The organism is Pseudomonas sp. PA-4-8C, assembly GCF_021606625.1.
In the GTDB taxonomy this organism is placed as follows: domain Bacteria; phylum Pseudomonadota; class Gammaproteobacteria; order Pseudomonadales; family Pseudomonadaceae; genus Aquipseudomonas; species Aquipseudomonas lactis.
Map to the genome: position 1 here is coordinate 18,575 of NZ_WKCD01000010.1, position 12,681 is coordinate 31,255.

Here is a 12,681-nt window from a genome sequence, read left to right on the forward strand (position 1 = left end):
GTGGCTCAGGTCAAACGTATTCGTCGCAACGTCAGTGGCATCATTCTGCTCGACAAACCCATTGGCTTTACCTCCAATGCCGCGTTGCAGAAGGTTCGCTGGCTGCTCAACGCCGAGAAGGCCGGGCACACCGGCAGCCTTGATCCATTGGCCACCGGTGTATTGCCGTTGTGCTTTGGCGAGGCCACCAAGTTTTCGCAATACCTGCTTGATTCCGACAAGGGTTACGAAACCCTGATGCAACTGGGCAAGACCACCACCACGGCAGATGCCGAAGGTGATGTTTTGCAGGTTCGCGACGTGACCGTTGGTCGTGCGGATATCGAAGCTGCCTTACCCGCTTTTCGTGGGCAAATCAGTCAGATACCGCCGATGTACTCGGCACTCAAGCGCGATGGTCAGCCACTTTACAAGCTGGCACGTGCGGGCGAAGTAGTGGAGCGCGAACCGCGTTCTGTTACTATTGCGCGCTTGGAATTGCTCGCTTGTGAAGGCGACACTGCCCGTTTGGCCGTGGACTGCAGCAAAGGCACCTATATCCGTACCCTGGTGGAGGATATTGGTGAGCAACTTGGCTGTGGCGCATACGTTGCCGAACTGCGACGTACACAAGCCGGACCTTTCACCTTGGCCCAGACGGTCACGCTGGAAGAGCTTGAGGCAGTGCACGCCGAAGGCGGCAACGAAGCGGTTGATCGCTTCCTGATGCCATCGGACAGCGGTTTGCTCGATTGGCCATTGCTGCACTTTTCGGAGCACAGCGCGTTCTACTGGCTCAACGGCCAGCCGGTACGCGCCCCGGATGCCCCGAAGTTCGGCATGGTGCGAGTACAAGATCATAACGGTCGCTTTATCGGTATCGGTGAAGTGAGCGAAGACGGGCGCATCGCGCCGCGTCGGCTGATTCGGTCAGAATGACCGGAACCAGTTTGTGGTAAAGCGCAGTAGCTTTTACGCAAACTGGAACGAGTGTGGCTGTTAACAGGCATGGTCAACACTCATTTTTAGATACAGGGATTTGTCCCTGGCCTGTTGAAACTGCCCTTTGGGTGGTTTCCTTAAAAAAAGGATTGCCTCATGGCTCTCGACGTTCAAGAAAAAGCACAAATCGTAGCTGACTATCAGCAAGCTGTTGGTGACACTGGTTCGCCAGAAGTGCAAGTTGCACTGCTGACCCACAACATCAACAAACTGCAAGGTCACTTCAAGGCCAACGGTAAAGACCACCACTCCCGTCGTGGTCTGATCCGCATGGTAAACCAGCGCCGTAAGCTGCTGGACTACCTGAAAGGCAAGGATCTGGGTCGTTATCAGACTCTGATCGGTCGCCTGGGTCTGCGTCGCTAATAAGCGATTGCGCTAGAGGTTGGTTGTCTGCCGCGTGTCATCGGGATTCCCGTTGGCCCGTGGTAGGCTCCCAGCCTCAAGTTTTATCTGGATACACGTTTTTTCCCTGGACGAGCGTCGGGCCGATTCCCGGCATTGCCCAAGAATTTCGCAAGAAGACAAGTTCCCCCAAGAGCCACAAAGAAGGTAGGACACCGTGAACCCGGTTATCAAAAAATTCCAGTTCGGTCAGTCGACCGTTACCCTCGAGACAGGCCGTATCGCCCGTCAAGCCTCCGGCGCAGTGCTGGTTACCGTTGACGACGACGTGACCGTACTGGTGACCGTTGTTGGCGCCAAGACCGCTGACCCGAGCAAGGGCTTCTTCCCTCTGTCCGTTCACTACCAGGAAAAGACTTACGCTGCCGGTAAGATCCCTGGCGGTTTCTTCAAGCGCGAAGGCCGTCCTTCCGAGAAAGAAACCCTGACTTCCCGACTGATCGACCGTCCGATCCGTCCGCTGTTCCCAGAAGGCTTCATGAACGAAGTGCAGGTTGTCTGCACCGTCGTTTCCACCAGCAAGAAGACCGATCCGGACATCGCTGCGATGATCGGTACCTCGGCTGCCCTGGCCATCTCCGGTATTCCTTTCGATGGCCCGATCGGCGCTGCCCGCGTTGCGTTCCACGAAAGCACCGGCTACCTGCTGAACCCGACTTACGAGCAACAGAAAGCCTCGAGCCTGGACATGGTCGTTGCCGGTACGTCCGAAGCCGTATTGATGGTTGAGTCGGAAGCCAAAGAGCTGACCGAAGACCAGATGCTGGGTGCCGTACTGTTTGCTCACGACGAGTTCCAGGTTGTGATCAACGCGGTTAAGGAATTGGCTGCCGAAGCTGCCAAGCCAACCTGGACCTGGGCTGCTGCCCCGGAAGCCACCGAACTGCTGGGCGCTATCCGCTCCGAGTTCGGCGCTGCCATCTCCGACGCCTACACCATCACCGTCAAGGCTGACCGTTATGCTCGCCTGGGTGAGCTGAAGGACCAGGTCGTGGCCAAGCTGTCCGGCGAAGAAGGCCAGCCTTCTTCCAGCGAAGTCAAAGCTGCTTTCGGTGAGATCGAATACCGCACCGTTCGCGAAAACATCGTTAACGGCAAGCCACGTATCGACGGTCGCGATACCCGCACCGTGCGTCCGCTGAACATCGAAGTCGGCGTTCTGCCGAAAACTCACGGTTCGGCGCTGTTCACCCGTGGCGAAACCCAGGCCTTGGTCGTTGCGACCCTGGGTACTGCCCGTGACGCACAACTGCTGGACACCCTGGAAGGCGAGAAAAAAGACCCCTTCATGCTGCACTACAACTTCCCTCCGTTCTCGGTGGGCGAGTGTGGTCGTATGGGCGGTGCAGGTCGTCGCGAAATCGGTCACGGCCGTCTGGCTCGCCGTTCGGTTCAGGCCATGCTGCCTGCCGCTGACGTGTTCCCGTACACCATCCGTGTTGTATCGGAAATCACCGAGTCCAACGGTTCCAGCTCCATGGCTTCGGTCTGCGGTGCTTCCCTGGCACTGATGGACGCCGGTGTGCCGATGAAGGCGCCGGTTGCCGGTATCGCCATGGGCCTGGTTAAAGAAGGCGAGAAGTTCGCCATCCTGACCGACATCCTGGGTGACGAAGACCACCTGGGCGACATGGACTTCAAAGTAGCCGGTACCGCTAAAGGTGTGACCGCGCTGCAGATGGACATCAAGATCAAGGGCATCACCGAAGAGATCATGGAAATCGCCCTGGGCCAAGCCCTGGAAGCGCGCCTGAACATCCTCGGCCAGATGAACCAGATCATTGGTCAGTCTCGCACCGAACTGTCGGAAAATGCTCCGACCATGATCGCGATGAAAATCGACACCGACAAAATCCGTGATGTCATCGGTAAAGGCGGCGCGACCATCCGTGCGATCTGTGAAGAAACCAAGGCTTCGATCGACATCGAAGACGACGGTTCGATCAAGATCTTCGGCGAAACCAAGGAAGCGGCTGAAGCAGCACGCCAGCGCGTCCTGGGCATCACCGCTGAAGCCGAGATCGGCAAGATCTACGTCGGCAAGGTTGAGCGCATCGTCGACTTCGGCGCGTTCGTCAACATCCTGCCAGGCAAAGACGGTCTGGTTCACATCTCCATGCTGAGCGATGCTCGGGTTGAGAAAGTGACCGACATTCTGAAAGAAGGCCAGGAAGTGGAAGTGCTGGTACTGGACGTGGACAACCGCGGCCGTATCAAGCTGTCCATCAAGGACGTAGCAGCCGCCAAGGCTTCGGGCGTTTAAACACCCGCAGGCTTTACGCTGAAAAAAAGGACTCTTCGGAGTCCTTTTTTTATGGGTGCGAGAAAATGAAGCAGAATCAGCTGTTTAGCGCTGCCCAAAAGCCGCAACTTGCATGCAGGCCCGATGCGCTTCATGCAAGTTGCACGATTTCGAAAATACGCTGTTTCTATAACTCATTGTTTATAAAGGGATTTAATCTGTTCGGCGACTTGGCACACTGCCTGCAATATCCCTGGTAGCGCTGCAGCATGAAGGTTTACGTCTGCAGACTTTTAATAAAACAGGAGTTACTCGTATGAAGAAGTTCGCTCTCGCTACTGCTACCGCTCTGACCCTGGCCATGGGTGCTAACGTAGCCTTTGCTCAGACTTCCCAAGCCCCTATGACTTTGGCGGCCGGTGAAGCGACCAAGGCTAAGGAAAGCGTTTCGGATACTTGGATCACCACTAAAGTCAAAGCTGACCTGCTGACCGAAAAAGGCATTCCGGGTTCGGACATCAAGGTTGAGACCAACAAAGGTGTGGTTTCCCTGTCCTCCGACGTAGCTATCTCGGATTCGCAAAAAGCGACTGCTGTAGCCATCACCAAGAAAATCAAAGGTGTGACTGCGGTTTCTGCTGACGGCCTGCTGGCTGGCGGTGCTACCAAGGCTGACGGCATCGACAAAACCAAAGGCGCTGCCCACGACGCTAAAGAGACCACCAGCGATACCTGGATCACTACCAAAGTGAAGGCTGACCTGGTAACTGAAAAAGGTATTCCTGGCACCGACATCAAGGTTGAAACCAACAAAGGTGTTGTATCCCTGTCGTCGCCTACCGCCGTGACTGCTGCACAGAAAGAAACGGCTGTAGCGATTACCAAGAAGATCAAAGGCGTTAAAGCTGTCTCGGCCGATGGCCTGAAAGCAGAGTAACGTTGACGTTTCGTCTGGACTGAATAGCGGCGGCTTAGGGTGAGTTAGATATCCACCTGACGCACCTCTGGAGTTCATGCGACCGACCACACGGATGTGGTCATTACAGGCCCCGGCACTTGTGTCGGGGCCTGTTCTATTTCAGGCTGAAACAGAATGATCAGGTCAAAAAATGTGGGAGCTGGCTTGCCTGCGATGCTGGCACCTCGGTCATTCAGTTGCACCGAGGTGATGCTATCGCAGGCAAGCCAGCTTCCACGTTAGGTGGGCGGTGCTTAGAAGTTACTCAGCATCCAGGTGCATTGGCGTGATCACGCGGCCATCTTTCTCGGCCTGCCCCAACTGCGCATCGATGAAATACACGCGGTCGTCTTCCAACTGGCCCTTGTCTACCAGGTAGTCCTTGATAGTGCTGGCTCGGTCCTGCCCCTGCTGGCGCAGTAGCACGTCACTGCCACTCCAGAACTTGATCACACCGTCCTTGAGCTTCGCCGAGCGCTCATCGCTGCCCAGGTCTTTCCATTCGGCCGGGGGTTGCTGTTTGAGACGGGTGCGGTAGATGCCTTCCAGCAATGGCGCTTTTTCCTTCTCTGGTACTTCAAGCAATGAGGCCTGGGCCGGGACTTTGTCGCCGCGGCGCTGGAGGATCTTGTAATAGTTGTATTGGTATTCACGTTCCAGTCGCTGTGCGGCCAGGAACGGCCCGTCGCTGCTGGCAGCGGCTGTGCCTTCAATTTCCAGGCGCAGGGCAGGGCGTTCTTTCAGCGCCTTGGCCAGGGTGTTCAGAGCGCCTTCGGCGTCTTTGTTCAGCTCACTGGAGCCTGCGGCGAACGACACATTACCCAAGTCTTCAGAGCCGCCACCGGTGACCAGCCCGCCAATGAACTTGAAGGGCGCGGTTGCCGCGCGCACCACGAGGTTACGCAGGGTCTGCCACACAATCGGCATCACGCTGAATTGCGGGTTGTTCAGGTCGCCGCTTACCGGCAGTTCGATGGAGATCTTGCCGTCGGAGTCCTTGAGCAGGGCGACAGCCAGGCGAATCGGTAAGTCGACGGCATCGGAGCTGTCGACTTTTTCACCCAATTGCAGTTGCTCGACCACCACTTTGTTTTCAGCCTTCAACTGGCCTTTGGTGATCACGTAGTGCAGATCGAGATTCAGGCGGCCCTTGCGGATGCGGAAGCCTGCGAACTTGCCCGAGTAAGGTGTCAGGTTGGTCAACTCGACACGCTTGAAGCTGGTGGCGATGTCCAACGCGGCCATCGGGTCAAACGGGTTCACGCTGCCTTTGATCGTCACTGGCGCGTAACGGTCCACCTTGCCCTTGATGTCGACGCTGGCCGGTTTGGCCTGGCGGCTGTCGATGGTGCCAATCTGGCCGTTGAGCTGTTGAATCGCGGTGGCAAAGTTGGGCGTGAGGCTAAAGTCGGCAAAGTTGGCCGAACCGTCGTTGATCGCGATCTGGCCGATATGAATGCCCAAGGGCTTGTCGTTACTGGCGGCAGGTTTGGCGGCCGACTTGCTGCCGCTGTCGGCGGGCTGCGGGATCAGCAGGTCGTCGATATTGGTGGTGCGATCTTCGTTGATCATGAAGCGCGCATACGGCTGCAACAAGTTGACCTTGTCGATCGACAGGCTTTGGCCGTGCTGGTAATTCACGCCTTCGAGCACCAGGCGCTGCCATTTTAGGAAGTCGCGGGTCTTGAGGGTGTCCAGGGTATGCAACTGGTCAACCTGAGCGCGGCCGGTGACCTGAAGGGCCAGTGGCTCGGTGCTTTTGAGGTTCACGTCCAGGTTGCTGCCCAGCATGCCGCTGCGCAATTCCAGGCGAATAAACGGGCTGATATAGGCCTGGGCGACCCGCAGGTCGATGTCCTGGGTGTTCACTTTCAGCTTGGCGCTGACGGGGTTGAGGTTAACCTCGCCGGTTGCCTGGATCTTGCCTTGTTTGCCCAGGCCGGTGTCGATCTTCAAGGCAAAGGGGCTCTGGTTGAGGCTGTCGAAGTTCTGTACGTCGACATTCAACGGGCCCAGTTCCAGCGCGACCGCAGGTTTTACCTGGCGGTCTGCCAGGTGTACCTGATAGTTACGCAGTTGCACATCCTTGAGCAGCACTTGCCACGGCTTGCTCGGGGCCGCCGAAGGCGCGTCGGCAGCGGCTGGCTCCGGTGCCTTGGCCTGTTTGCTCGGTTGGCTGGCGAACAGTTTCTGCCAATCCAGTTGACCATCGGCCTCCCGGGCGGCCCAGGTTTCCAGCTTGTTGCTGCGGATCTTGCCGACAATGACCTGCTGCTTGGCCAGGTCTACCGTGGTTTCGCTGACGTCCAGGCGCTCCAGGCGTGCCAGTGGCCGGCCATCGGGGGCCTTGATAGCAAAGGGGGCGATGCTGGCGGCGGTGTTGGTCAGGTTCAGCTCGGTTTCTTTGGCCAGGCTGAATTTGTAGTCAGTGCTGAAGTTGAGCACCCCGTCTTCCAGCACCAGTGGCAGTGCGTCACGTACATACGGCCACCAGGCTTTCATCTTGCCGTCGGTGACCTTCAAGGTGCCTTCGGAGGTGATCGGTACCAGGCTGAAATTGCCTTTCCAGTCGATCTGACCCCCTTCGGGGCCCGCAGCGACCAGGGTCATGTCGGCATTGTCGTCAGGCAAGGTGCTGAGGTTTTTCAGCTCGAAGTCGAGTTCGTCGTAGAGGAATTCGATGGGTTCGCTGGGGCGCAGGTCCTGGAAATGCAGGTTACCACCGGCCAGCTTGATGCTGTCGATACGCAGTGGGAACGGCTTGGCATCAGGATCGGCCGGGGTTGGCTCGCTCGGTGGCAGTTTGAACAGCTGCGCCAGGTTCAGTTGGCCGGACTTGTCGAACAGCAGTTCGGTCTTGGGCTTGTCCAGTTGCACATCGGCCAGGTGCAGGGCGCGGGTCCAGAGGCTGTCGATCTGCAGGTTGGCGTAGAGGCGTTCGAAACCTACTTGCTCTTTGCCTGGCTCACCGATCTTCAGGCCCCACAACGTCAGTTCCAGGCTGAAGGGGTTGAGCTCGATGCGCTCGATTCGCGCCGGCACTGTGGCGTAGTTGGCCAACTGTTGGTTGGCAATGCGAAGGGCGATGCCGGGTAATATCAGAAAGCCCAGCAAGCTGTACAAAGCAAGGGCGGTCAACAAGGCGCCTACGGCGCGGATCAATCCTTTGGGCATGGGTGAACGCCATCTATGTCGAACGAGAGTGCCTTGGAGTATGGCACGGGAATTCGGTTCCGAAGAACCGTGGACGCTGGGAAACTTCCTACAAATGCAGGATCAGCGTCTTCAGCGGAGGCTGTTGGTCTCTGGAGGGAAAGTCGGCTCCAGGTGGCATAACCTGCCATTCGCGCACCGGGCGCCCGGCTTTTTCCGCGCAGCGCAGCACCTGCTCACGCCAGTCCTCCATGCTGACCTTTGCCAAGTTGTTGCAGCAAATCAGCACGCCATTGTTGGCGGTGGCCAGCAGTGCGGGTTTGAGCAGGCTTTGATAGTCGCGCAACAAATCGACGGTGCCGAAAGCGCTCTTGGCCCAGGCGGGAGGATCGAGCAGTACCAGGTCGTACTGGCGCTGTTCCAGGCGCGGATAGCTCGGCAGCTTCTGCCCGCGACGCTGGGTGATCGGCAGGCCCGCCAATTGGCGAATCGCCGGGAAGTAATCGGACTGCACAAACTCCATGCTCGGCAACTGCGGGTTGAGTTGGCCGTTTTCACGCCCCACCGCCAGGTTGCCCTCGGCAAAATCCAGGTTGCACACCTCGCGTGCGCCGCCTGCTGCCGCGCTCAAACCGACGCCGCAGGTATAGGCGAACAGGTTTAGCACGCTTTTGCCGGCGCTGTTGTCCTTGACCCAGCCCCGGGTGTTACGCAGGTCGAGGAACAGCAATGGGTCTTGCCCGGCGTGGCGCCCACGCACACGGTAATTGAGGCCCCACTCGTGGCCAACCAGGTCTTCCAAAGCGCCAGGCTCGGCGCGGTACGTCGTGTCTTCGCGGTCAATGCGCGAGTTGCCGCGGGCACGGTCGTTGTACACCAGCAACAATTCCAGGCCCATGTACTGGTTGATCAGTTGGTGCAGGTCCAGCAGGTCTGCCGTTTCCAGGGACTGGTGGAAGCTTTGTACCAGCAATTGCGGGCCGTAGCGGTCGATGGTCAAGCCACCGGCGCCTTCCTGGCTGCCGTGGAACAGCCGATAGCAGTCCGTACCCTGGGCGTGCAGCGTGTTGATCAGGTCTTGGCGGTGATCGAGGGCGGCGCGCAGCGCCTGATTCAAGGGAGTCATGGAGCGCGCCTTGCTTGCAGATGAATAAGAAAAAGGGGGCGCGAAGTTTAACAGCTAACCCCGGCCTGCAGAGGCCGGGGATTATCCTGGCGCTACCGGTTGAGGCGTTTGTCGATCAAACCGTCCACCACGCTGGGGTCGGCCAGGGTTGAGGTGTCGCCCAGGCTGTCCAGTTCGTTGCAGGCGATCTTGCGCAAGATGCGCCGCATGATCTTGCCAGAGCGGGTTTTCGGCAGGGCAGGCGCCCATTGGATCAGTTCCGGTTTGGCGAAGCTGCCAATCTCCTTGCTGACCAACTCCAGCAGGTGCTTTTTCAATTCGTCGCTGGGTTCGACGCCATTCATGGGGGTGACAAACGCGTAAATGCCCTGGCCTTTGACGTCGTGGGGATAGCCCACCACAGCGGCTTCGGCGACCTGGTCATGCAGCACCAGGGCACTTTCCACCTCGGCGGTGCCGATGCGATGGCCCGAGACGTTGATCACATCGTCGATGCGCCCGGTGATCCAGTAGTCGCCGTCTTCATCGCGCCGTGCGCCATCCCCGGTGAAGTAGTAGCCGGGGTAGGGCTTGAAGTAGGTGTCGATCATGCGCTGCGGGTCGCCGTAGACGCTGCGAATCTGCCCCGGCCAGCTTGATTTGATGGCAAGTACACCACTGCCGGCGCCACTGATTTCCTTGCCCTGTTCATCGAGCAACACCGGTTGTACGCCGAACATGGGCTGGGTAGCACAGCCCGGTTTGATGCGCTGGGCGCTGACCAGCGGGCTGAGCATGATGCCGCCGGTTTCGGTCTGCCACCAGGTATCGACAATCGGGCAGCGCTGTTCGCCGACGGCGTTGAAATACCAGTCCCAGGCTTCCGGGTTGATCGGCTCACCCACGCTGCCCAGCAGGCGCAGGCTGGCGCGGGATGTGCTCTGCAACGGGCCGTTGCCTTCACGCATCAGGGCACGCAGGGCGGTGGGCGCGGTGTAGAAGATATTCACCTGGTGTTTATCGATGACCTGCCAGAAACGCGAACTGTCCGGATAACTCGGCACGCCTTCGAACATCAGCGAGGTGGCGCCATTGGCCAGCGGGCCATAGACGATATAGCTGTGGCCGGTGACCCAGCCCACGTCGGCGGTGCACCAGAACACTTCGCCTTCTTGGTAATCGAGCACGTACTTGAAGGTCATCGCCGCTTGCAGCAGATAGCCAGCCGTGGTGTGCAGCACGCCTTTGGGTTTGCCGGTGCTGCCGGAGGTATAGAGGATGAACAGTGGGTCTTCGGCGTCCATCGGCTCGGGTGGGCAGTTGTCGCTGGCGGCGTCCAGGGCGGCTTGGTACTTGAGGTCGCGGCCTTCGTGCCAAGTCACGCTCGCTCCGGTGCGCTCGACGACCAGCACGGTGCTGACGTTCGGGCAACTGGCCAGGGCGTTGTCGACGTTCTGTTTCAGCGCCACGGGTTTGCCACCGCGTACGCCTTCGTCGGCGGTGATCACGGTGCGGCAATCGGCGTCGAGAATGCGGTCGCGCAGGGCGTCAGGAGAGAAACCCCCGAACACCACCGAGTGCACCGCCCCTATTCGCGTGCAGGCCAGCATGGCGTAGGCCGCTTCGGGGATCATCGGCATGTAGATACACACGCGATCACCTTTGTTCACACCACGGCTTTTCAAGACGTTGGCCAGGCGGCTGACGTTTTGGTGCAGTTGACGGTAAGTAATCGTGCAGGATTTTGACGGATCATCGCCTTCCCAGATGAAGGCCGGCTGATCGGCGCGCTGCGCCAGGTGGCGGTCGATGCAGTTGTAGCTGACATTCAACTGACCACCGGCAAACCATTGGGCGGCACCGGTGTGGATGTCTGACTGCTGGACGCTGTGCCAGGGTTTTATCCAGTCGAGAAAGCCCTTGGCCTGTTCGGCCCAGAAGGTGTCTGGCTGGTCGATAGATTGGCGATAGAGGCGCTGGTAGTCCTCTTGACGCAGTTGCGCAGCCCGGCGGACGGCATCGGCGGTGGGAAAGGTGCTGATATCGAACATGAGCGCTCCTTATTCTTGTTTTTGCGACAAGTCATAAAGATGCACCCTGAGGCAAGAGGGTTCAAGGCCAACGTCCAAACGGACGGTGGCCTTGAATGAACGGCCTCAGCCGCGGTGACGACCGCGGAAGTAGTTGATCAGGCCCTGGGTCGAAGCATCTTCGGCCAAGGTTTCTTCGGCGCCGGTCAGGCGGTTGTACACGCCTTTGCCCAGCTCCTTGCCCAGTTCAACGCCCCATTGGTCGAAGGCATTGATGCCCCACACCACGCTCTGCACGAACACCTTGTGCTCATACATCGCCACCAGCGCACCCAGGCGGCGCGGGCTGATGCGCTCGACCACCAGGGTATTGCTCGGACGGTTGCCCGGGATCACCTTGTGCGGTGCCAGCTTCTGTACTTCGGCTTCCGGCAGGCCCTTCTCACGCAACTCGGCTTCGGCCTCGCTGCGGGTCTTGCCGAGCATCAGTGCCTGGCTTTGGGACAGGCAGTTGGCGTACAGCCACTGATGGTGGTCGGACACCGGGTTGAAACTGACGATCGGCACGATGAAGTCGGCCGGGATCAATTGAGTCCCTTGGTGCAGCAACTGGTGGTAAGCGTGCTGGCCGTTGCAGCCCACGCCGCCCCAGATCACCGGGCCGGTATCGGTGGACACGGGCGTGCCGTCCTGGCGCACGCTCTTGCCGTTGGATTCCATGTCCAGCTGCTGCAAATGTTTGGTGATGTTACGCAGGTAATGGTCGTACGGCAGGATCGCATGGCTCTGCGCACCCCAGAAGTTGCCGTACCACACGCCCAGCAAGCCCAGCAGCACGGGCATGTTGGCTTCGAACGGCGCGTTCAGGAAGTGCTGGTCCATGGTGTAGGCACCCGACAGCAGTTCCTTGAAGTTGGACATGCCGATGGCCAAAGCAATTGGCAAACCGATGGCCGACCACAGCGAGTAGCGCCCACCGACCCAGTCCCACATCGGGAAAATGTTCTCTTCGCGGATACCGAACGCCACGGCCGCGGCATTGTTGCTCGAGACGGCGATGAAGTGGCGATACAGCTCGGCTTCCGAGCCTCCCTGGGCCAGGTACCAGGCGCGGGCGGCCTGGGCGTTTTTCAGGGTTTCCAGGGTGTTGAAGGATTTGGACGAGACGATAAACAGCGTGGTCTCGGCGCGCAACTTCATGGTCAGTTCGTGGAACTCACTGCCGTCGATGTTCGCCAGGTAGTGGCAACGCACGCCTTTGTGGGCATAGGACAGCAAGGCCTCGGAGACCAGCTCCGGGCCGAGGAACGAGCCACCGATGCCAATGTTTACCACGTCGGTGATCGGCTTCTCGGTGTAGCCACGCCACAGGCCGTCGTGGATACGGCCGACCAGGTCAGTGATCTGGTTCAGCACTTTGTGCACGTCCGGCATGATGTTCACGCCGTTGACCGACAGCTTGTCGCCCACCGGGCGGCGCAGGGCGGTGTGCAGGGCAGGGCGGCCCTCCGAGGAGTTGACCGGTTCGCCAGCGTACTGCGCGTCGATCGCCGCCTTGAGATTGACTTCCTTGGCCAGGCCCACCAGCAGGTCGCGGGTTTCGCTGGTGATCAGGTTTTTCGAGTAATCGAGGAAAAGTCCGCAGCTGCTCAAGGTGAACTGGGAAAAACGCTGAGGATCGGCATTGAACGCCTCGCGCATGCTGAAATCCTGCATGGCTTGGCGATGTTGAACAAGCGCTTGCCAGGCGGGCAGCGCGGTAACGTCATGAGGGGTGCGGTAGTACGCCATCGCTGCGGGTTTCCTT

8 protein-coding genes are annotated in these 12,681 nt (G+C 59.0%); 4 read left to right on the forward strand and 4 right to left on the reverse strand.

Annotated elements, in window-relative coordinates; translation table 11 throughout:
• From truB to GIW04_RS03515, 4 genes are all read left to right on the forward strand, one after another.
• Positions 1-918, forward strand: a complete 918-nt coding sequence (truB, locus tag GIW04_RS03500; RefSeq protein WP_003176136.1) for a tRNA pseudouridine(55) synthase TruB — start codon at positions 1-3, stop codon at positions 916-918.
• Positions 919-1,077: 159 nt separating this feature from the next.
• Positions 1,078-1,347, forward strand: a complete 270-nt coding sequence (rpsO, locus tag GIW04_RS03505) for a 30S ribosomal protein S15 (protein WP_003177875.1) — start codon at positions 1,078-1,080, stop codon at positions 1,345-1,347.
• 196 nt (positions 1,348-1,543) lie between these two features.
• On the forward strand, positions 1,544-3,649 hold the full coding sequence (pnp, locus tag GIW04_RS03510) for a polyribonucleotide nucleotidyltransferase (RefSeq protein WP_003194180.1): 2,106 nt from the start codon (positions 1,544-1,546) through the stop codon (positions 3,647-3,649).
• A 295-nt stretch (positions 3,650-3,944) separates the two neighbouring features.
• A complete protein-coding gene (locus GIW04_RS03515; RefSeq protein WP_003194178.1) occupies positions 3,945-4,565 on the forward strand; it encodes a BON domain-containing protein in 621 nt (206 codons plus the stop codon).
• Between the two features lie 282 nt (positions 4,566-4,847).
• Here GIW04_RS03515 and GIW04_RS03520 read toward each other — a convergent pair whose 3' ends face one another.
• The 4 genes from GIW04_RS03520 to pgi form a co-directional block, all read right to left on the reverse strand.
• Positions 4,848-7,760, reverse strand: a complete 2,913-nt coding sequence (locus tag GIW04_RS03520; RefSeq protein ID WP_236301287.1) for a DUF748 domain-containing protein — start codon at positions 7,758-7,760, stop codon at positions 4,848-4,850.
• Between the two features lie 88 nt (positions 7,761-7,848).
• Positions 7,849-8,865 carry a class I SAM-dependent rRNA methyltransferase gene (locus GIW04_RS03525; protein WP_120248832.1) on the reverse strand — a complete coding sequence of 339 codons (1,017 nt, stop codon included), beginning with the start codon at positions 8,863-8,865 and terminating at the stop codon, positions 7,849-7,851.
• A gap of 92 nt (positions 8,866-8,957) precedes the next feature.
• Positions 8,958-10,895, reverse strand: coding sequence for an acetate--CoA ligase (gene acs, locus GIW04_RS03530; RefSeq protein WP_120248833.1), 1,938 nt, complete (start codon positions 10,893-10,895; stop codon positions 8,958-8,960).
• 105 nt (positions 10,896-11,000) lie between these two features.
• A complete protein-coding gene (gene pgi, locus GIW04_RS03535) occupies positions 11,001-12,665 on the reverse strand; it encodes a glucose-6-phosphate isomerase (RefSeq protein WP_003194166.1) in 1,665 nt (554 codons plus the stop codon).
• Positions 12,666-12,681 lie beyond the last annotated feature (16 nt).

Coding starts and splice junctions, on each gene's coding strand:
- rpsO (WP_003177875.1), top strand. CDS start 1,078: ATGGCTCTCGACGTTCAAGAAAAAGCACAAATCGTAGCTGACTATCAG.
- GIW04_RS03515 (WP_003194178.1), top strand. CDS start 3,945: ATGAAGAAGTTCGCTCTCGCTACTGCTACCGCTCTGACCCTGGCCATG.
- GIW04_RS03520 (WP_236301287.1), bottom strand. CDS start 7,760: ATGCCCAAAGGATTGATCCGCGCCGTAGGCGCCTTGTTGACCGCCCTT.
- GIW04_RS03525 (WP_120248832.1), bottom strand. CDS start 8,865: ATGACTCCCTTGAATCAGGCGCTGCGCGCCGCCCTCGATCACCGCCAA.
- acs (WP_120248833.1), bottom strand. CDS start 10,895: ATGTTCGATATCAGCACCTTTCCCACCGCCGATGCCGTCCGCCGGGCT.
- pgi (WP_003194166.1), bottom strand. CDS start 12,665: ATGGCGTACTACCGCACCCCTCATGACGTTACCGCGCTGCCCGCCTGG.